This window comes from Streptomyces sp. NPDC026377, from assembly GCF_055567715.1.
Window position 1 is genome coordinate 1 of record NZ_JBVHPV010000031.1, and the last position, 17824, is coordinate 17824.

General features: G+C 68.8%; 20 protein-coding genes and 3 pseudogenes. 14 read left to right on the top strand and 9 right to left on the bottom strand.

Annotated elements, in window-relative coordinates; all coding sequences use genetic code 11:
• Window positions 1-68: 68 nt before the first annotated feature.
• Window positions 69-449, bottom strand: a complete 381-nt coding sequence (locus ACZ4MU_RS34040; protein ID WP_467883408.1) for a DUF6009 family protein — start codon at window positions 447-449, stop codon at window positions 69-71.
• A 153-nt stretch (window positions 450-602) separates the two neighbouring features.
• Here ACZ4MU_RS34040 and ACZ4MU_RS34045 point away from each other — a divergent pair, with 153 nt between their 5' ends.
• Both ACZ4MU_RS34045 and ACZ4MU_RS34050 read left to right on the top strand, forming a co-directional pair.
• A complete protein-coding gene (locus tag ACZ4MU_RS34045; protein WP_467883409.1) occupies window positions 603-1181 on the top strand; it encodes a hypothetical protein in 579 nt (192 codons plus the stop codon).
• A 165-nt stretch (window positions 1182-1346) separates the two neighbouring features.
• Window positions 1347-1778 carry a barstar family protein gene (locus ACZ4MU_RS34050; protein WP_467883410.1) on the top strand — a complete coding sequence of 144 codons (432 nt, stop codon included), beginning with the start codon at window positions 1347-1349 and terminating at the stop codon, window positions 1776-1778.
• 66 nt (window positions 1779-1844) lie between these two features.
• Here the strand turns inward: ACZ4MU_RS34050 and ACZ4MU_RS34055 are convergent, their stop codons facing one another.
• Together ACZ4MU_RS34055 and ACZ4MU_RS34060 are read right to left on the bottom strand one after the other, a co-directional pair.
• A complete protein-coding gene (locus tag ACZ4MU_RS34055) occupies window positions 1845-2051 on the bottom strand; it encodes a hypothetical protein (protein ID WP_467883411.1) in 207 nt (68 codons plus the stop codon).
• A gap of 1146 nt (window positions 2052-3197) precedes the next feature.
• Window positions 3198-3725, bottom strand: coding sequence for a MarR family winged helix-turn-helix transcriptional regulator (locus ACZ4MU_RS34060; RefSeq protein ID WP_467883412.1), 528 nt, complete (start codon window positions 3723-3725; stop codon window positions 3198-3200).
• A gap of 224 nt (window positions 3726-3949) precedes the next feature.
• Between ACZ4MU_RS34060 and ACZ4MU_RS34065 the strand changes: the two genes are divergently transcribed.
• The 4 genes from ACZ4MU_RS34065 (at window position 3950) to ACZ4MU_RS34080 (ending at window position 7136) form a co-directional block, all read left to right on the top strand.
• Window positions 3950-5020 (top strand): alkene reductase, encoded by a 1071-nt coding sequence (locus ACZ4MU_RS34065; RefSeq protein ID WP_467883413.1) that lies wholly within the window; start codon window positions 3950-3952, stop codon window positions 5018-5020.
• A gap of 106 nt (window positions 5021-5126) precedes the next feature.
• Window positions 5127-5999 carry an LLM class flavin-dependent oxidoreductase gene (locus tag ACZ4MU_RS34070; protein ID WP_467883414.1) on the top strand — a complete coding sequence of 291 codons (873 nt, stop codon included), beginning with the start codon at window positions 5127-5129 and terminating at the stop codon, window positions 5997-5999.
• A 106-nt stretch (window positions 6000-6105) separates the two neighbouring features.
• On the top strand, window positions 6106-6462 hold the full coding sequence (locus ACZ4MU_RS34075) for a hypothetical protein (protein WP_467883415.1): 357 nt from the start codon (window positions 6106-6108) through the stop codon (window positions 6460-6462).
• Window positions 6426-7136: an MFS transporter gene (locus tag ACZ4MU_RS34080; protein WP_467883416.1), complete on the top strand. Its 711-nt coding sequence runs from the start codon at window positions 6426-6428 to the stop codon at window positions 7134-7136. Before ACZ4MU_RS34075 ends, ACZ4MU_RS34080 begins: the two co-directional genes overlap by 37 nt.
• Before the next feature lie 308 nt (window positions 7137-7444).
• Here ACZ4MU_RS34080 and ACZ4MU_RS34085 read toward each other — a convergent pair whose 3' ends face one another.
• The gene (locus ACZ4MU_RS34085) at window positions 7445-8452 is read right to left on the bottom strand and encodes an ABC transporter permease (protein WP_467883417.1); all 1008 of its coding nucleotides are present in this window, start codon (window positions 8450-8452) and stop codon (window positions 7445-7447) included.
• Window positions 8453-8591: 139 nt separating this feature from the next.
• On the opposite strand from ACZ4MU_RS34085, the gene ACZ4MU_RS34090 reads away from it, so the two are divergent.
• The 4 genes and pseudogenes from ACZ4MU_RS34090 to ACZ4MU_RS34105 form a co-directional block, all read left to right on the top strand.
• A complete protein-coding gene (locus tag ACZ4MU_RS34090) occupies window positions 8592-9062 on the top strand; it encodes a MarR family winged helix-turn-helix transcriptional regulator (protein WP_467883418.1) in 471 nt (156 codons plus the stop codon).
• A 637-nt stretch (window positions 9063-9699) separates the two neighbouring features.
• A complete protein-coding gene (locus ACZ4MU_RS34095) occupies window positions 9700-10896 on the top strand; it encodes a hypothetical protein (RefSeq protein WP_467883419.1) in 1197 nt (398 codons plus the stop codon).
• 604 nt (window positions 10897-11500) lie between these two features.
• Window positions 11501-11782, top strand: a complete 282-nt coding sequence (locus ACZ4MU_RS34100) for a hypothetical protein (protein ID WP_467883420.1) — start codon at window positions 11501-11503, stop codon at window positions 11780-11782.
• Between the two features lie 155 nt (window positions 11783-11937).
• A pseudogene (locus tag ACZ4MU_RS34105) lies at window positions 11938-12318 on the top strand (TerD family protein); the annotation flags it as partial.
• A 117-nt stretch (window positions 12319-12435) separates the two neighbouring features.
• Here the strand turns inward: ACZ4MU_RS34105 and ACZ4MU_RS34110 are convergent.
• Entirely contained in the window at window positions 12436-13386 is a 951-nt protein-coding gene (locus tag ACZ4MU_RS34110) for an SMP-30/gluconolactonase/LRE family protein (protein WP_467883421.1), read from the bottom strand.
• Between the two features lie 109 nt (window positions 13387-13495).
• Between ACZ4MU_RS34110 and ACZ4MU_RS34115 the strand changes: the two genes are divergently transcribed.
• On the top strand, window positions 13496-13939 hold the full coding sequence (locus tag ACZ4MU_RS34115) for an Lrp/AsnC family transcriptional regulator (protein ID WP_467883422.1): 444 nt from the start codon (window positions 13496-13498) through the stop codon (window positions 13937-13939).
• On the opposite strand, the gene ACZ4MU_RS34120 is transcribed toward ACZ4MU_RS34115, so the two are convergent.
• On the bottom strand, window positions 13922-14383 hold the full coding sequence (locus ACZ4MU_RS34120; RefSeq protein WP_467883423.1) for a MarR family winged helix-turn-helix transcriptional regulator: 462 nt from the start codon (window positions 14381-14383) through the stop codon (window positions 13922-13924). The two genes, ACZ4MU_RS34115 and ACZ4MU_RS34120, sit on opposite strands and share 18 nt — an antisense overlap.
• Window positions 14384-14488: 105 nt before the next feature.
• Here ACZ4MU_RS34120 and ACZ4MU_RS34125 point away from each other — a divergent pair, with 105 nt between their 5' ends.
• Entirely contained in the window at window positions 14489-14632 is a 144-nt protein-coding gene (locus ACZ4MU_RS34125) for a hypothetical protein (protein WP_467883424.1), read from the top strand.
• A 228-nt stretch (window positions 14633-14860) separates the two neighbouring features.
• Here the strand turns inward: ACZ4MU_RS34125 and ACZ4MU_RS34130 are convergent, their stop codons facing one another.
• Window positions 14861-15034 (bottom strand): ester cyclase, encoded by a 174-nt coding sequence (locus ACZ4MU_RS34130; RefSeq protein WP_467883448.1) that lies wholly within the window; start codon window positions 15032-15034, stop codon window positions 14861-14863.
• Between the two features lie 138 nt (window positions 15035-15172).
• On the opposite strand from ACZ4MU_RS34130, the pseudogene ACZ4MU_RS34135 reads away from it, so the two are divergent.
• Window positions 15173-15390 (top strand): annotated as a pseudogene (locus ACZ4MU_RS34135) (DUF1330 domain-containing protein).
• A 14-nt stretch (window positions 15391-15404) separates the two neighbouring features.
• Here ACZ4MU_RS34135 and ACZ4MU_RS34140 read toward each other — a convergent pair.
• Window positions 15405-15694, bottom strand: a pseudogene (locus ACZ4MU_RS34140) (IS630 family transposase); the annotation flags it as partial.
• A 167-nt stretch (window positions 15695-15861) separates the two neighbouring features.
• Between ACZ4MU_RS34140 and ACZ4MU_RS34145 the strand changes: the two are divergent.
• Window positions 15862-16872 carry a quinone oxidoreductase family protein gene (locus ACZ4MU_RS34145; RefSeq protein ID WP_467883425.1) on the top strand — a complete coding sequence of 337 codons (1011 nt, stop codon included), beginning with the start codon at window positions 15862-15864 and terminating at the stop codon, window positions 16870-16872.
• Window positions 16873-17618: 746 nt separating this feature from the next.
• Here the strand turns inward: ACZ4MU_RS34145 and ACZ4MU_RS34150 are convergent.
• Window positions 17619-17780 carry a hypothetical protein gene (locus tag ACZ4MU_RS34150; protein WP_467883426.1) on the bottom strand — a complete coding sequence of 54 codons (162 nt, stop codon included), beginning with the start codon at window positions 17778-17780 and terminating at the stop codon, window positions 17619-17621.
• Window positions 17781-17824 lie beyond the last annotated feature (44 nt).

The following is a 17824-nucleotide window of genomic DNA, read 5'->3' on the forward strand; positions in this document are numbered from 1 at the left end:
GCACCATCAGACGCTTCGGCATGCCGAAGGGCGGCCGCTTCCTGCTTGCTCGCTTGCCTCTCACTACGTCACCGGCTGGAGGCTATCGCCGCGGCACCGCGCTGGGAGCGCGGCGTCTTCTCCCCCACCCGGCGGGATTCGATGGTGCGAGGGTCGACCGCTTCACCCGGGGCGCCTTGCTGGTAGACGCCCTCGGGGTCGCTGTCGCGGTCGTGCGGAAGGAGGAAGAAGACGCGGCGCAGCTGCAAACGGCTGTCGGGGTCGGCTTCGGCATCGGGGGCGAGTTCGCTGTAGCCGACCATGCGTCCGTCGCGGGCGTAGCGGGGCTTGCCGCGGCGGCGGGTGGTTTTGTCCAGGGCCTGGCGGACGTAGTCGAGGTGGTCAGTGTCCTCGAGCCAGACGACGTTGTCCTCGTGGGCCAGTTCGCTGTCTTGCAGTAGCGAGCTCATTCCTGCGGCCCCTTCTCGTCCCTGACGTTTTCGATGTGGCTGGTCAGCGGTGTGATCGCGGCTGTTCTGGCATGGCTGGTGTGTGGCTGTGCGCAGCTTTCATCGTACGTGCGCGAGAAGAGGGGTGGGCAGGACGCTCGGCGTACCCGGCCAGTGACGGTCCTCCACGCGGCCCACCGGCTGCGCAGCGAAAGCCTGCAGAGCGTCTACGGCCTGTGGCGGGCCGCCGACGACGCCGGGCGGCCCTTCGCGCTGTTCCTGACCGGGACCGAGCAGCTGCACCGTGTGTTCAAGCGGCTCTCGCTGGAGGGCCTGCGCAGCTACGCTCACCTCCGCCACCGCCTCGACTACTCCGAGGCGTCCTCAGCCCGCGTGCCCCGGGCAAGGACAGCCAGGACACCAATGTCTGCCGAGGAACGCAGCCATGAGGCCATGGGCGCGGTGGGTGGTGCGAACAGGTCCGGTACGGCCACCGACTCGACCGGTCGCGCCGGGCACCCGCTGCGGCGGGCTACATCCCCTAAGGAGGTCGCCTTCCAGATGCTCCGCCCCGACGGGCGGACCACCACGCAGCACGCACCGGCCGTATGGACGCTCGCCCGCCGCGGCTACAGCGGCAGCGGCCGCCTCGACCTGGGTCTACACCAGCAGGCTCGCCACGGCCTGCGGCCTGGACGAAGACCCCCAGGCCCGCGCCCTGTTCACCACCTGCGCCTACACCAAACTCCTTGAGCACCAGGACACCCATCCCGACACCCGCCTGCTGCGTGTCCAGGCCGCCTTCCTCCAGGACCCCAACATCTAGGCGAGCACCGAAGGTCGAGGTGCGTAACCGGCTCCTGCTCTGAGCAGCGAGCACGATCCAGACCGCAAGGACGCACCGGTACCGTTGTGATCATGGTGATCGATCCAGGCTTGCACGAGATTTCCGGCGCGGACATTCCCCGGATACTCGACGAAGCCGCCCGCTTGGGCGTGCCCGCCTTCACGCTCGCCACCGCCGGGCGCACCGACCAGGAAGCCTTCTTCAAGGCGGTACAGTCGGCACTTCCCTTGGACCCGCCACTCGGGACGGTGCACATGGTGTGGGAGGCCCTCACGGATTCACTCTGGGGCGGGCTCCACGCGCTGAAGGCTCCCCGTGTGGTCATCGTCTGGCCCGACGCCCATCCCGTCGCGGGCCCCCAGGGCGACTTCGAGGTCGCACTGGATATCCTCCACGAGATGGTCACCAGCCTCGCCGAAGCCCAGTACACCGGTGGACAGCCCACACACGTCTCCGTCTACACCGCACCGGCCACTGGCAGCAGACAGCACCCTGGGGCGTAACGGCCACGGGATCGAAGAGTCCTCGCGCATCACCGCCCCGGGCAGCAGACGCACCCACCCGCAGGGTCAGGCCGCCGGCGGCAGCCCCGCCGCCAGCTCCTCGACACGGCCCACGGGGACGCTTGCGCCCGGCACCACCTTAACGACGCGCAACACGGCCTTGTCGCCTTCAAGCCGCTGCTTGCGGTCCTCGGCCGCCGTCACCGAGTACGACACGGCAGACGAGCCCACTTTTTCCCCGCTGTCCCGCCACACCACTTTGACGTTCCGCATCCGTCTCCCAGGGGATCGCTACCGGCCGCCACCACAGTGGCTCGAAACCGATCAGGGATGGACGCTGGCCCGGCGCCTCTCCCGCCAGGTCCCCGTCACCGAGCAGGCACATGGGCACAGCCCCCTCCCGCAGATCACCGTCATCCACTGACAGAGCCGTGCCGCCGGGGCGATCAGCCGCCAGCAGGAGCATGCGTACTCATGTGCTGTCCCCGGCAGGCGCCGGAAGGCGGACATGGAGGTGGGGACACGACGGGCATGGCAGACCGGCGGCACCGAGGCCTCGGAGTCTTCAAGGAGGCGGGCGGGCTCCTGCTGGCGTTGTCTTTGGGAGGACTGGCGAGGGCATGCACGCGCGAGTCGGCCGCGCCGGAACTGCGCGCACAGGCCACCTCCCCCCAGACCGCATCCCGCAGAACAGCGGGGAAACAGGGCATGCGTACCGTGATCGCGCGCCTGATGGCCGTGGAGGGCGGGCCTGGAGCACGTGCTCACGCGTTTCCATGACTCCTGCGCCCGGCCCACCAAGCACTCGGTCTCGAGAACAACGCCCCGCGCAACGCCCTGGAGTGCCGCATGGACGCGGACGTCTACTGCGGGGTCCAAGCAGACATCACCTACAGACAGCGGGCAGCCGTATGCGAGCCGGCGCCTGCCGCGCGCTGGAACCAGAACTGGGCCCCCTCCCCCCCGTCCTGCCAGATACAGCAGCGCGGAGTCCCGCCCGTGCGGCCACGCATTGTCGTCCAGGGCTTGCAGGACAAACACCCGGTCCTTCACCAGCCGCCATGCCAGTGAAACGAGCCCGCGTGCTACCCGCACGTGGCAGACCGCGTCCAGTACGAGACCGTCACTTCCCGCTCCCGCCCGGGGGCGGGGCACCGCCATGTCCCGTGAATGATCCGCGGCGGGCTCGGGACGCGCCCCGCTGCGCGAGCCCGCGCCCTGGCGGGCTTCGCCCGCGACCAGGCGCCGGGCGATCCGGCGCCTGGCCGCATGCTCGTCGTAGCCGGCGTGATCCACCGCCCTCGTCCAGCAGCGCCGTCCCCTGTTGCCCCATCGGCACACTCGTGCCTGCCTTGGGCCTGGTCGCTTGTCCGTAGCCGGTGGCGTGCGGCCTCAAGTCGGCAGTTGTCCGGGCGCTGTCTACTCCTCAAGCGCGACCGCGCTCCGGGCCAGGTTGTGCTCCAGTCGCTGCAGCACGTCCAGAGTTGTGGTGCGCTCGTCGGCGCTGAGCTCGCCGGTAGCGGCGGCTTCGAGTTCCGCCCAGGTACGTTCGACTTCCCGGCGCAAGGCGAGGCTGGCAGGGGTGGGTTCGACGATGACGGCTCGCTTGTCGGTGGGCGAGGGGCTGCGGCGTACGAAGCCGGCATTCTCGAGCCGCTGGACGGTGCGGGTCATCGTGGCGGCGTCGGAGTCGATCAGACGTACGAGGTCGGTCTGGCGTTGGGGGCCGAGTTCCCACAGCTGCATCATCACCAGCTCCTGGCCCGGATACAGCCCGACGCGGCGCAGGAGCTGCCCAGCGATCATGCGGTGCAGGCGGGCCACGCGGAAGATGGCGTGGCTGATCGGACCCGCGTGGGCGGATGCCGGCACCGGCACGGTCGCCGCGCTCACCGCCGCCGCGCCTGCTGCCCGGGCGTGGGCCTCATCAGAAGGCGGATGTGTCATGACTACGCACTCTTTCCAAGGAAACTTGCCCGAGCAGTGACACGCCTAGTCTGCCATGACAGAGCCCAGCCTTCTTCGACGCCCTATCTCACCTGCATATTTACAATGTGATGCGGGTCACTGCAACCCTGGGGAATCCTCACCTCCATGATTTAGTTGTTCGGACAGTAAACGCGCTACGGATCGTGGATCGGCCCGGGCGCCCCCGCTGGTGAAGGAACGACATGACTACTGCATTCGACCCGATCGACCTGGGATCCGTGCGACTGGCCAACCGGGTCGCCATGGCGCCAATGACCCGCAGCCGGGCCTACGGCCCCGGTGCGAGCGCAACGCCCGCGATGGCGACCTACTACGCGCAGCGGGCGGGCGCCGGGCTGATCATCACCGAGGGCACCCAGCCCTCCGCAGTCGGCCAGGGCTACCCCGACACTCCGGGCCTGCACTCCGAGGAGCAGGTGGCGGCCTGGCGGAAGGTGACCGAGGCGGTTCACCGCGAGGGCGGAGCGATCTTCGCCCAGCTGATGCACACCGGCCGCATCAGCCACCCCGCCCTGCTGCCCGGCGGACTGCACCCCGTGGCACCTTCGCCGGTGGCAGCCGAGGGGCAGGTGTTCACCCACGAGGGCCCCAAGGACTTCGTCACTCCCAAGGAGCTCAGCGAGGCCGAGATCAGCGAAACCATCGCCGACTTCGCAGCCGCGGCACGCAATGCGATAGCCGCGGGCTTCGACGGAGTGGAGATCCACGGTGCGAACGGATACCTGATCCACCAGTTCCTCGCCCCCAACACCAACCAGCGCGCCGACGGCTGGGGCGGCTCCGTCGAGGGCCGCATCCGCTTCGCAGTCGAGGTCGCCGCCGCCGTGGCCGAGGCGATCGGAGGCGAAAGGGTCGGCTTCCGCGTCTCGCCCGGCAACCCCTACAACGACATCGCCGAGGACGACCTTGCCGCGACCTACGCGGCGCTGGTCAAGAAGCTGGCCCCGCTGGGCCTGGCCTACCTGCACATGCTCGAAGGCCCCCACCGCGACCTCACGCTCCAGCTGCGCAAGGAATGGCAGGCCGCCTTCATCCTCAACCCCTTCACCCACCCCGACACCACCGGCCCCAACGCGCTCGAACTGATCGAGGACGGCACGGCAGACATGATCGCCTTCGGCGCGCTGTTCCTGGCCAACCCCGACCTGCCCGCCCGCCTCGCCGCGAACGGCCCCTACAACACCCCCGACCCCACCACCTTCTACGGCGGCGACGAGCGCGGCTACACCGACTACCCCACCCTCGCCGCCTGACGTGTCAAACACGCGGCGGAGTCCCCGCGGCTCCTAATGTGCTGTGCCGACCCATGGAAAGTCCCTGCCGGCGTGCCGGTGGGATGCAGAGAAAGGGTGCAACCCGATGGCACTGCCTGTCTTGTTCGGCGCCAACGTCGACCCCTTGTGGGCCGAGGCGGGCCGGCCGCTTCGGCTGGCGACGCAAGCGGAGCGTGACGGCCTGGACCTGATCACCGTCCAGGACCATCCGTACCAGAGCGCCCACTACGACACCTGGACCCTTATGTCGTTCCTCGCGGCGGCCACCGAGCGGGTGACACTCGTCCCCACGGTGGCGAATCTGCCGCTGCGGCCGCCAGCGATGCTGGCCAAGGCCGCCGCGAGTTTCGACATCCTCTCCGGGGGCCGCCTGCGGCTGGGACTGGGGGCAGGGGCCTTCTGGGAGGCGATCGAGGCAATGGGCGGACCCCATCGGGACAAGAGGGAAGCCGTCGACGCTCTCGCGGAGGCCATCGAGGTCATCCGTGCGATGTGGAGCGGGCAGCGCTCGGCCAGAGCGGGCGGCGCCCACTACCGCGTCGCGGGAGTGCACCCGGGCCCCACGCCGTCGCCGGCGCTGGATATCTGGCTGGGCTCCTACGGCCCTCGCATGCTGGCACTGACTGGCGCCAAGGCCGAGGGCTGGCTGCCTTCCCTGGCCTACCTGGGCCTGGAAGCCCTTGCGGACGCGACCGCCAGAATCGACGACGCCGCCCGCGGCGCCGGACGCGACCCCGGCCACATCCGGAAGGTCTACAACCTCGGCGGCCTGATCACTCCCACCAAGCGCGGCGACTTCCACGGCCCCGCCGACCAGTGGGTCGACCAGATCGTCTCCCTGGCCACGGAGCGGGGGATGAACGGCTTCGTGTACTGGCCCAGCGAGGACCACGAACGCCAGCTGGCCCTCTTCGCTCACGAAATCGTCCCCGCCGCACGCTCAGCACTCTCCCCCTGACCGACAGGCCGTAGGTCAAGTGCCTCACCCTGCCGCAGGAGTGGGGCCCCGGCCTGCTCGGCTGCTCGCCACTGGGAGTCATCTGCAACTGTGGTCCTGGCGTGCGGTGTTCCTGCTCAACGTCGCACTCGCGCTGGTAGCGTTCGTCGGCACGCTCGTTTTCGTGCCGGAGTCCTCCGAGGCCGATCCGCCGGCGGTGGACGTGGCCGGAGCGGTCCTGGTGGCCGTCGGCCTGGCCGTCCTCGTCCACAGCGTGCTCGAGGCTCCCGAGCACGGCTGGGCCAGCCCTCCCACTCTCGCGCGCTTCGGGCTCGGCTTCCTCGTTCTCATCTGCTTCGTCGGCTGGGAACTCAGGCAGCGCCACCCACTGTGGTTCCTCGGCTGTTCCGCAACGCCCGCTTCTCAGACGGCGCACTCTCCGTCTCGTTGCAGTTCTTCGCCTTCTCCGGCTTCATCTTCGTGATCACGCAGTACCTGCAGCTGGCCCGCGGCGACAGCCCCTTCATGGCCGCGGTCGGCGTCCTCCCGATGGTCGCGGCGATGATGCCCAGTGTCCGCCTCACCCCGCGACTTACCGCCCGATTCGGTACCTGCGGCCTGTGGACCGCCGGCCTGACCGTCGTGGCGGCCGGCCTGACCGTTCTCGCCCAGTTGGAGGCGGACAGCTCCTACTGGCTCCGCGCCTGCGGACTTAATTCCTCCAGGCGCGGGGATGGGCCTGGCGATGAGTACCGCCACCACAGCGATCACCGACGTCCTGCCCCCAGCACTGCAAGACGTCGCCTCGCCATGAACGACCTCTCCCGGGAACTGGGAGGCGCACTGGGAATCGCCGGGTTCGCCAGCATTCTCAGCACCATCTATCGCAATCATCTGCAACTGCCCCCGATGCCGCCCGCCCTCGCCCACGCGACGCAGTCCTCACTCGCCGCCGCCACCGCAATCGGCGAACCCGCCCTCCACCCGGCACGCGCCGCGTTCACCGACGCCATGCACACCGCCCTGCTCAGCGGCGCCGCAGCCGCCCTCACCGCAGCAAAAACCGCCCGCATACTGCTGCGCCACTCCCCCGAGAAGGCCAACAATCCAAGCCACGACACCACCGCGCCGCCGACCGGCCACCCTCACTCCCGATAAGAAACCGCAGCCACTGCGCTCAGGACTCGACCCAGGGCCCGGCCGAGAAGGTGGGCACATCACGCCAGGATCCAAACCGCAGCACGCCCAACCCAGCAACGGTGAACAGGGAACCCTCGCTGTCGCCGGCATGAGCGAGGAGAAGCGGTCCTCGAAGCGGTCCTCGTCAATGCGGATCCCAGCATGCTTCGAGGCCAACCTCGAAGCACCAAAGTCCCGCGCCCCCCACCCCTGCCCCGGGAGCGTGAGCAGGCCCCGCGACCATCAGCAGGATCGCGGGGCCGCCGAGGGAGAACCGATCAGATTCCTTACGGGGTGTGAGGCCGATTCTTGCGGGCGCCTCGCAGATCGCGCAGGTAGAGCAGGGCCACGCACGCGATGAACCACGCGGCCAGGACGGCGAGGCCGGACCACAGGCCGTCATTGTGGAAGTAGGACATCCCCTGCAGGGCGCGCACCCCCGCGCCCACGGGCAGCACGCCGGAGAGCGGGTGCAGCCAGTCGGGCAGGTAGGAGGCGGGCATGACCCCGCCGCTGGTGGCGTTGCCGAGGATGAGCAGAACGACCGAGGCGATGGCGGCGCCGGCGGATCCGGTCCATTTCACGATGGCCATGGTCGCGCCGCCCGCCGCCATGGCCATCAGGGCGGTCACCACGGCAATGCCGGCGAAGGAGCCGGGAAGGGCGCCGAAGCCGGTGTCGCCGGTAAGGAGGGCAACGATGATGCCCCCAAGGGCCCCGAAGAGGGTGAGACTGGCGATGCGCTGGCGAAAACGCAAGGCCGGTGCGGCCTGGTAGGTCATCATGCCGAACAGATAGCCGGCCAGGACCAGGCCGAACGCGGCGTAGAAGACCGACAGGCCACGGGTGTCGCCGGCGGACACCTCGAGGATGTCCTGGGCGGCCGGAGGCGGGCCCGCCTCGGGGCCGGCTTGGGCGAAGGCGGCGGTGAGGGTGGCTGTCACAGAAGGGCCGTTGGCACCGGCGTACAGCAGCTTCTCCCTCCCCGCGCCACGGTCGGGAACGTAGGCGGCGTACACGTCACGGCGCTCGACCGCCTCACGGGCCGCTGCCTCGTCACCGTAGGGCCGCACATCGAAACCGCCAGATATGGCATGTTCCAGTCCGGCTTCCAGCCGCTGCGCCTCGGCGGCGGTACCGACCACCGCGACGGGCAGGTCATGCGGGCGGGGGGCGTGAAACGCGGCGAGGTACACACTTACGAAGATCGTCCCGATGGCGAGCACCACTGCGACGGGAAGCAGCACACCCTTGAGACCGGAACGAGGATGGGGCTCCGGGGCCGGGTCGGTCATGTCGCCGTGGGCGGCCGGCAAGACGTCGGCCGGGCGGAGTGGGGTCGAGGCTGGCATGAAGGAAGACCGTCCAGAAGTTGTAAGCTGCCTGATAACAACAGCAGTAAAACATAAGTTGCCTTACAAGTCGGGGAGCCACGTGAACGACAAGCCCATCCACACCGGCTACCTGGCCTGGCACTTCGCCCAGGCCATGGGCGCCCGCCTGGAGAAGGAACTGCGCACACTCGAGCTCAACCTCGCGCAGTACAACGCCCTCCAGCACGCCGATCGCCAACCCGGCATCTCCAGCGCCGACGCCGCCCGCCACGCCGGCATCACCGCCCAGTCCATGGGCTCCGCCGTGGGCAGCCTCACCGAACGCGGCCTGATCACGCGCTCACCCCACCCCACCAACCGCCGCGTCCTGTGCCTGCACATCACCCCCGACGGCTCCCGCCTGCTCACACGGGCCAGCACTGTCGTCCGGCACGTCAACGAAGAGGCCCTGGCCATCCTCGAACCCCAGGAACAAGCTGACGTCCACCGCCTCCTCCACCGCCTGGTCACCCACCTCAACCCCGGCGCCCTGCCCCCCGCCCCAGCTCCCAAGGCAACACCCGGCCCGTAAAGCCACCACGCCCCGCCCCACCCGCGCCACCTGCGTCCATCTCCGGACTCCGGCGCCTGTGGGCAGGGGTCAGACGGTGAGGGAGCTGGCCGGCTCATCCTCCGCGGATCCGAGCCCCGCTTCGAGGACAGCTGGGACGATAGCGTCCCTACGGTCGCCGGCGACCTGCTGCGCATCCCCGGCACCACCGCCGCCCAGCAGCAGCCGCGCCCCCTCCAGGCCCAGCTGCCCGCCCACCTACGGCAACCGACCTCGCCCGCCCCGGAGCCCCCGGCGCAGGAACCGACCCTGGGCCTGGCCGCGGCACTGGACGCGACGGAGGCCCTGGCGGAGGCGCAGCGGTGCATGGGCTCCTCGCGGCAGATGGCGCAGTGCCTGCCGTCGCCCGCGGCTCTTCGACCAGGCTGCGCTTACGTCGCTCTTCGTCCCGCCGCAAGAACGCAGGCGGGCCACGCGGAGTCGGCCACGGTGGCGGCCGCCGACGCCACGTCCGACGCTTGGCGGCCGCAGATGCTCCTAGGCGGATCGTTTTTGCGGTGAACATTGACGTCCACTCGGAGGAGCAGGGCTCGGGTTCAAGCACACTGCTGCCGACCTCCAGGCGAAACGCGGCCAGTGCCGCAAGAGACAGATTCCCGTGAGGAGCCTGCATTTGCCACGGTCCACCCTGCACGCGGCCAGCACCCGTGCCCGGCGGAAGAGCACTCCCCCGGGCCCGCAGAGCGACGAGCCTCCGAAGAAGAGGTGGTGGAGGTCCCGGTCGGAGTGGGGACCATGGGAGCAGAAGGAAGGACTTCGCGCACGCATCGCGGAGCTTCAGGTCGTCATCGCCACACTGGGAAAACGGGCGCAGGCAGATCCGGAGAGACGCGCCTGGGCGGGACCTTTCGCCGAAAAAGCGCAGGCGGAACTGCAGAAGGCCAACGAGGCGCTCGCACACAACGACCATCCGGTGATGAGACGGTCGGCGCACCTCGGTGCCGCACAGGCGCACATCGACAGTGCTGTGAACATGATGGTCTGGGCGGCGTCCGCCGAGGACATCAGAGCGCAGCTACCCCAGATGGTGGCGCTCGTGGACGAGCACTTCGCCTTCGGTGACCCACAGCAGGTCCGCGTCGCAGAGATCGCCCGCGAATTCCGCGACGATCCGCAAAGGGTACTCAATCCTAGTGAACGCGCGTTCCTTGCCGAGACCGTCAGTCTCGCCAGGCGGCTGCTCCGCAAGGAGATACTCCGTGTACGCAGTTTCGTGCGCATCGTCCGTGCCGTGACGCTCGGTATGGCAATCGCCGTGGTCGCGATCGCCGTACTCACGAACATTTGGGAGGACGCAGTCCCGCTCTGTTTCGTGCCGGAATCCAAAGCGCAGTATCGGGTCGTCTGTCCGACTATGAGTGGAGGCCTCACTCCGGTGGAGCCAACCAATGCCCAGATTGCGCATGTCGCCAGGGCCCAGGATTATCTCCTCATCGAAATCGCCGGCATGGCGTCCGCAGTGATCGCCGCTGCGGCAGCCCTCAGACGCATCCGCGGCACTGCCCTGCCCTACGACGTGCCGGTCACCCTCGCCTGCCTAAAGATTCCCACCGGCGCCCTCACCGCAGTACTCGGCCTCCTGCTCATGCGCGGCGGATTCGTCCCCGGGCTCAGCGCCCTGGACTCCACCCAACAGATCATCGCGTGGGCCCTCATCTTCGGCTACTCCCAGCAGCTGTTCACCAAATGGGTCGACACCCAGGGCCAAGCCCTGCTGGACGCGGTGCACGGCCCCAACAGCCTCACGCCACCACCGTCCTCTTTGCCGCAGCCCGGGGCCGGCAGCAGCCTGTAAAGGCGCCGAAGAGTGCTCTGAGCAGGGAGAACACACCCTTTGGATACCGAGCACGGAAGTGGCCCCGGCAGTGGGAACACAAGCGCCCACGACAGGAACCCCACCACCCGCCCCTTTCATGTAGGGCGGGATGGCCGCTATCTGTTCCTGCAGCAGACCACTGGCCAACCAGCGGACGGAGGACCGGGGGACGATGCCGCCAACCGAATGCCGTTGGCATGCGTGTCCCCGAAGGCCCAGGGATGTCAGACCGATGCGCTGGGGCCAGTGGCGCTTGCGCGTCATGGCAGCAGCGCACCAAGGGCCTGCTCGGCCAGCTGGATGCCGTGGGTGGCGGCGATGGTGGTGGCACCTCGCAGGAACTTGTCCTTCAGCTGAGTGGTGATCTGACGCAGTCGGCCGGGTTCGGGGTTCGCAGAGGTAGCTTCCGTGTGCAGGGCCTGGGCAACATTCTCCAGCTCCGCCCGGTCCGTCTCTGAACGGTGTGCGAGTCAGCGCATGACGCGCAGCGGCAGGATGCCTTCCCCCTGCGTTAGGACCCTGATGGGCGAAGGCGGCGAATGCCGCGGTCTCTCGCCGAGGTGGTTTGCCTAGGATCAGGCCCATGAGCAGCCCGAAGACCCCGGACACCGCCGGCACCCGTGCGGATGGCATAGGTGCCGTGAGTGCCGCCGAACTGGCCGAGCTGGAGGCTCAGGACGCGGCCCACCTCGCGGAGCCGGAGGCGACGGAGGCCATGCTCCGCGCGGAGCACGGCCCGTCTCAGGCGCCGGAGCCGGTCGTCGCGGCGGCGCCGCCCGGCGGCTGGCCGCCCTGCCCGTGCTGCGGCCACCAGAGGTTCAGCGCGTGGTGGTCCTACGAGATCTGCCAGGTCTGCTACTGGTAAGAAGACCCTTCCCAGCTGCGCTACCCGTGGTCGCCCTTGGGCCCCAACGGCATCAGCCTGATCGAGGCCCAGGACAACTAGCAGCGGCCCACCTACTGGCGCCGCCACGAGACCCCACGCCCCCGCCCATGAGCTGACCGCCCCCTTCTCCCCGGGACCGCATGGGCAACGGCTCCCTGGTGCACAGCGGTAACAACCAGACGGGGCGCGGTGACGGCGGCGGCGAGACCGTCGCGGTGGAGTTCGCGCGTATCCCCGACCAGATCACGTCGGTCGTGTTCGTCGCCGCCGCGTTCAACAAGGGCAGCTCCTTCGAGAAGGCCCGCAACATCAGCTTCAAGGTCTACGACGCGACCAGGGGCAGCGCCCAGCAGGTCGCCGACATCTGGCCGAGCCTGCTCACCCAGGACAACGGCTGCGCCGTCGCCAAGGCCGTACGGGTCGGCGCCAGCTGGAAGCCCGAGGTCATCAACATGACGGGAAGGATAAAGCAGGGCGACGAGCACGCCCTGATGCGCTTCGCCATCAGCAAGTAGCCCCACCCGCCGCCCCGTACGCAGGCGGCGGGCCGGACACCCGGGGGCAGCGCACGCTCCTGCGGCTGTCGCCGACGCACCACCGCGTCAGCCACAGCCGAGGGCGGGCCCGGAACGCTAGCCGTCCAGCCAGGGGCGGCGACCCGGCCCCGTCGGGTGGGTGCCGGTGACGGCCATGACAACCGAGTACAGGCTGGTCTCCGCCGCGATGAAGAGGCGGTTGCGCTTGGCCCCGCCCCAGGAGATGTTGGCGACCGCCTCGGGGACGACGAGCCGTCCGATGAGTGTGCCGTCCGGGTCGTAGCAGTGCACACCGTCGGCCATCGCCGCGGCCCACAGCCGACCGCCGTCGTCGAAGCGGAGGTTGTCGAAGCGCGCGTTCTCCCGGGCCCCCGCCTCGGCGAAGACCTTGCCGTCGGAGAGGGTGCCGTCGTCGTGTACGTCGAAGACCCGGATGCGGCCCGCGCGGGTGTCGGAGATGAACAGCTGCCGTTCGTCGTGCGAGAAGACCAGCCCGTTCGGCGCTCCGAAGCCGTCTGCTACCAGCCGCACTTCGCCGCTGGCGGGGTCGATGCGGTAGACGTTGTTGGCGCCGATCTCGCTTTGGGCGCGGTAGCCCTCGTAGTCGCTGGTGATGCCGAAGTCCGGGTCAGAGAACCAGATCGAGCCGTCGGACTTGACCGCCGCGTCGTTCGGGCTGTTCAGACGCTTACCCAGCCACCGGTCCGCCAGCACGGTGAGGGTGCCGTCGTGTTCGGTGCGGGTCACCCGTCGGTTGCCCTGCTCACAGGTGATCAGCCGGCCCTCGCCGTCGAGGGTGTTGCCGTTGGTGTGTCCCGCCGAACGGCGGAAGACGCTGACGGCGCCGGTCTCCTCGTCCCAGCGCAGCATCCGGTCGTTGGGGATGTCGCTCCAGACGACCTGCCGCCAGGAGGGTACGTAGACGGGTCCCTCGGCCCAGCGGCATCCGGTGTACAGGACCTCCAGGGCGTCGTCGCCGTTCATACAGCGCCCGGTGCGGAACCGCTCGTCGAACATCTCGTACAACCCAGGTCGCTCGTCAGCCATGAGCCTCTTCCTCTCCTACGAGTCCCGCCCTTGCCGAAGCTTGTTCGGTCTGTGGTGCACATTGCAGGATGAGCTATGGTCATTACAAGAAGATTCCGAATGGAGAGTTGTGGATCACATAGACCGAACCCTGCTGGCGCACCTCCAGCAGGACGCCACCCAGTCCTATGCCGCACTCGGTAAGGCCGTCGGCCTCTCCGCCGGTGCCGCGCACGAGCGCGTGCGCAAGCTGCGCGAGCGCGGCGTCATCCGACGCACTACGGTGGAGGTGGATCCGGCCGCGGTGGGCAGCGTCGTCCTGGCGTACGTGATGGTCGAATCGACCTCGTGGATGGGTGATTCGGCGCAGGACTTCGCCGCGCTGCCCGAGGTGCTGGAGGCGCATGTCATCGCCGGCAGCGCCTCCGTACTGGTCAAGGTGAGGACCGCGACCACCGAGCAGCTCCAGGACGTGCTGCGCCGGATCTACGCCATCGACGGCGTCAGCGGAACGCAGGCCACAGTGGTTCTGGAGACGTTCTTCGAGCGACCGCTCTCACCGCAGGAGAGCTAGTGGCCCGTCCGGCGGTCTGCCCGCCGGGGCCTCACGCGGAGACGATCGCCCGCTCCAGCACACCCTGCTCCTGCGGGGTGAAGCCGGCCAGCGGGGAGTCCAAGGCGAGGAGCCCGAGCAGGCGTTCGCGCAGCGCGGTGCCCTCGACGGTGAGGACGAGGTCCGCGCGGCGGTAGGTGGGGGCGGCTGGCGCTCGATCAGCAACTGTTTCTCCAGCTTGCCGACGACGAACGTGGTGTTGGAGGGGTCGCAGCTCATACGTTCAGCGAGCTCCCGCATGGCCATCGCCCCACTCATCTCCCGCAGCGCGGTCGCCTGGGACGCGGTGAGCCCCAGGATGGCGGCCCGCTCCCGTACATGCTGGGCGATCCGCTGGGCCAGCCCGTTCAGCAGGCCGCACAGCTGCCGCTCGGCGATGGGCTGCTGCTCGGGCGAGGTCGCCATGCCCCCACCCTGGCAACTCCATCAAGGCAACATATCTACAACTTCAATGATTCTAACTTGATGCTTATCGTGCCGTCAGGGAGCTGGCTGACGACCCATTGAGCGATGCTCGCCCTGCACCTGCTCCAGTCCGCCCTCGTGCACGTCAACACGCTGCTGATGCAGCAGGTCCTCGCCGACGAGGAGTGGGCCGACACGCTCACCGATGCCGACGGCGGGCCCTGTCACCACTGTTCTGGACGCATGTGAACCCCTACGGCCGGTTCGAGCTGGACATGAGCAGCCGCCTGAGCTGGGCCTGGTCTCCCCGGCCAGGGCGGTGTGTGGCCCACGCAGCCCGCAGGGCGATGCGGCATCAGCCAGAAGGGGACGCCACGGTTCTCGGTGTGGGCAGTGGGAGCGTTTCGCTCCAGGCGCGCGCCGTCGGTGTGCGGCGGTGGAGGGGCGCAGGGCGTGGCCTTGTTGAGGCCCGTTTCGTCAGGCGGTGGGGTCGGCCGTGGGGTGGTCCATGATGTCGGCCAGGTTGTAGTGGGCCCGCTTCTCGATGATCTTCCCGTCCTTGAACGTGAACAGGTTGATCATGGAAAAACGTACGTGCGCTCCGCGCGGGGGGATGCCGTAGTAGTCGCCGCCCTGGTCTCCTTCGACCACGACGTAGGCGTCGACCTTGTCGGGGCGCGGCCACGAACGAGTACGGCCAGCCGGGAACGAACTGGTCACTGGACCGTCCGCTGCGTCCCTAGCGCTCTGACTGGTGATGCCGAGAAACTGGCTGAGTACCGCTCGCACATGGTTGCGACGCTGGAGCCGTACGGTGGCAGATACCTCGCCCGGGGCGCAGACGTCGACGTTGTGGAGGGCGCCTGAACGCCCGGACGATCGTGCTTGTGGAGTTCCCGGAAGTGGCTGCCGCACGGCCGTGGAACGACTCGCCGGAGTATCAGGCGATCGCTGCGCTGCGCATCTGCAACACCGACAGCAAGCGGCTGATCATCCAGGGGCTGTGAGTTCGCACGGCCGTTCAAGGCAGCTGATCAGACTGCGGTCGCGAGCGGGCCCCCCAGCGGACGCCCTTGCCGCTGCGGACCCGGGCACGCTCCTTGCGCTGAGCGGCGAGGACGTCCGGGTTGGCGGGCGTTGGCGTTACGCAAAGCGCAGACAGGCGTGCAGGGCCCGGGCCTGGGTGGTGTGGTTGCGGTGGTCTGAATCGGCAACGGTGAATTGCCGCAGCGGACCGAAGTGGATCTCGATCAGCCTCGCCAAGGACGCGTAGGCCGGGGCGAAGCACAGCTCGACCCAGTGCTTCTTGGCCCGAACCCCCGGATTGCAAGGGTTCATTGGACGTATCGACCGCCAGTCATCAAACGATCGTTTGCCGACAGGTGAGCTCTCGGCAGGGGCGGCGGGCTGGTCTGCTTGCCGGGAATCGGATCGCCATTAACGGGGTTGGTGGGGGGAAAGCCGTTATTGGAGGGGTCATGAGAGCGATTCAGGTGTACGAAGTGGGCGGTCCCGAGGTGCTGCAGGAGGCCGAGGTGGACCAGCCGCGGCCGGGTCCGGGCGAGGCAATCGTGGAGGTCGCCGCATCCGGGGTCAACTTCCTCGACGTCTACCACCGCGAAGGCCGGTACAGCCTCCCGCTGCCCTTCACCCCGGGCGCTGAGGGCGCCGGCACGGTCGTCGAAGTTGGACCCGGCGTCGCTGACGTCGCAGTCGGGGACCGGGTCGGTTGGGTGGAGATTCCCGGCACGTATGCCGAGCGGGCCGTCGTGGACTCCTCCCGGCTGGTGCCGCTGCCCGACGATATCGGCTTCGAGACAGCCGCCGCCGTGCTCCTCCAAGGCATGACCGCGCACTATCTCGTCAAGGACGCCTACCCGGTTCAGAGGGGTGACACGGTGCTCGTGCATGCGGCTGCTGGTGGCATGGGGCTGCTTTTGACCCAGCTCATCACCCATCTCGGCGGCAGGGTGATCGGCACGACGTCGACCACGGCGAAGGCCGAGCTGGCGAAGCGTGCCGGGGCCGCTGAGGTGATCCTTTCCTCCGCGATCGACGATCTCGCAGCTGAGGTGAGGCGGCTCAACGGCGGTCAGGGACTGCCGGTTGTTTTCGACGGCGTCGGCGCGCACACCTTCGATGCGAGCCTCGCCAGCCTGCGAACCCGCGGCCATCTCGTGCTCTTCGGCGCGGCAAGTGGTGCCGTGCCTCCGTTTGATCCGATTCGGCTCGCCGACGGCGGTTCGCTGACCCTGATCCGGCCCAGCCTCGGGGACTTCATCGCCGATCGGTCCGAACTGCTCCGACGGGCCGCCGATGTGTTCGAGTGGGTGCGCTCCAAGGCGCTTGAGGTCACCGTAACGGGCCGCTACGCATTGTCCGAGGCCGCCCTGGCCCACAGCGATCTGGAGGGTCGGCGTACCACCGGCAAGCTGCTCCTCATACCCGATGCGGCCACTCTTGGACGCCGCGAGGAGACGCAGAGCTGATCGCGGGTGACGAGGTCGGGGATCTTGGAGGCTGGGATGTCGAGGGCATGGCCGACTGTCATCGCCAAGATCCCCGACAGCGTCAGGCACTCAGCAGGCCAAGATCAAGTTTTGACGGGTTTCTGGCGTATCCGGGTCACACCCCTTCAAGACCCCTCAGCCGAGACCTGGCTGACCCGTCCACAACCTCCGGGAGAGAACACCTAGAGCCAAGACCACTGACTTACCGTCGGAACACCGGACACCAGCTGCCGCACAGTCGAAATCCGGTTCGTCCCCCACAGAGCGGACCCTTCTAACCCAATAACCCGACCCCGCCCCGAGGGCCTTCCCGTGCCAGGGGATGGCCCTCGGGGCGCGGCGTCAGCGAGCGTGCGGACGCCATGACGCCGAGGAGAGCCGTCCCGCCCGGCGCGGAACGCCAAGCCGCGCGGGGTGCCGACGGCGCCTTTCAGGGCGGGTGGCAGTCCACGCGAGGGCGAAGACCCCGCTCAGCGCCGCCAGACCCGCCTCGGTGACCGGCAGCGGGTACGGGCCGACGCCCCACAGCACCCAAGGCCGACCGCCCCCGCCCAGGGCGCTGAGCAGCATCCCGGGCCGGTGAACGTGTTCCCAGGGCGGTACGTAGGCCACCCCACGTCAACGCCTTCGTCAACCACCCCGTGTCCGCCCCCTGCGCGCCCCTCGAGCGTGCGCCGCTCAGCGGGGACGAGACAGAAAAGGCGGCCTCGCCCCGCAGCTGCCCGTCAGCCTCCGCCCGGCGCACGCCGTAGCCGGCCCTTGGCGGGAGGCTGGGCGACCGGGACTTCGCGCTCGTGTTCCGGCTCGCCGACGGAGATCTGTACGTGGGTCATGGTGGTGATGGACCCCTTCATGTCGTCCGACCGGTACGAGTGACCGACCTCCATGAGCCAGCTTCCTTCCACTGTCCGGAACACCCGTCGGCCGTACA

Bases quoted from the DNA above. Each gene is read 5' to 3' on its own strand.
- ACZ4MU_RS34120 (WP_467883423.1), bottom strand. From the start codon at position 14,383: ATGGCGACCTCGCCCGAGCAGCAGCCCATCGCCGAGCGGCAGCTGTGC.
- ACZ4MU_RS34065 (WP_467883413.1), top strand. From the start codon at position 3,950: ATGACTACTGCATTCGACCCGATCGACCTGGGATCCGTGCGACTGGCC.
- ACZ4MU_RS34110 (WP_467883421.1), bottom strand. From the start codon at position 13,386: ATGGCTGACGAGCGACCTGGGTTGTACGAGATGTTCGACGAGCGGTTC.
- ACZ4MU_RS34055 (WP_467883411.1), bottom strand. From the start codon at position 2,051: ATGCGGAACGTCAAAGTGGTGTGGCGGGACAGCGGGGAAAAAGTGGGC.
- ACZ4MU_RS34050 (WP_467883410.1), top strand. From the start codon at position 1,347: ATGGTGATCGATCCAGGCTTGCACGAGATTTCCGGCGCGGACATTCCC.
- ACZ4MU_RS34060 (WP_467883412.1), bottom strand. From the start codon at position 3,725: ATGACACATCCGCCTTCTGATGAGGCCCACGCCCGGGCAGCAGGCGCG.
- ACZ4MU_RS34150 (WP_467883426.1), bottom strand. From the start codon at position 17,780: ATGGAGGTCGGTCACTCGTACCGGTCGGACGACATGAAGGGGTCCATC.
- ACZ4MU_RS34125 (WP_467883424.1), top strand. From the start codon at position 14,489: ATGCTCGCCCTGCACCTGCTCCAGTCCGCCCTCGTGCACGTCAACACG.
- ACZ4MU_RS34100 (WP_467883420.1), top strand. From the start codon at position 11,501: ATGAGCAGCCCGAAGACCCCGGACACCGCCGGCACCCGTGCGGATGGC.
- ACZ4MU_RS34145 (WP_467883425.1), top strand. From the start codon at position 15,862: ATGAGAGCGATTCAGGTGTACGAAGTGGGCGGTCCCGAGGTGCTGCAG.
- ACZ4MU_RS34085 (WP_467883417.1), bottom strand. From the start codon at position 8,452: ATGACCGACCCGGCCCCGGAGCCCCATCCTCGTTCCGGTCTCAAGGGT.
- ACZ4MU_RS34070 (WP_467883414.1), top strand. From the start codon at position 5,127: ATGGCACTGCCTGTCTTGTTCGGCGCCAACGTCGACCCCTTGTGGGCC.
- ACZ4MU_RS34040 (WP_467883408.1), bottom strand. From the start codon at position 449: ATGAGCTCGCTACTGCAAGACAGCGAACTGGCCCACGAGGACAACGTC.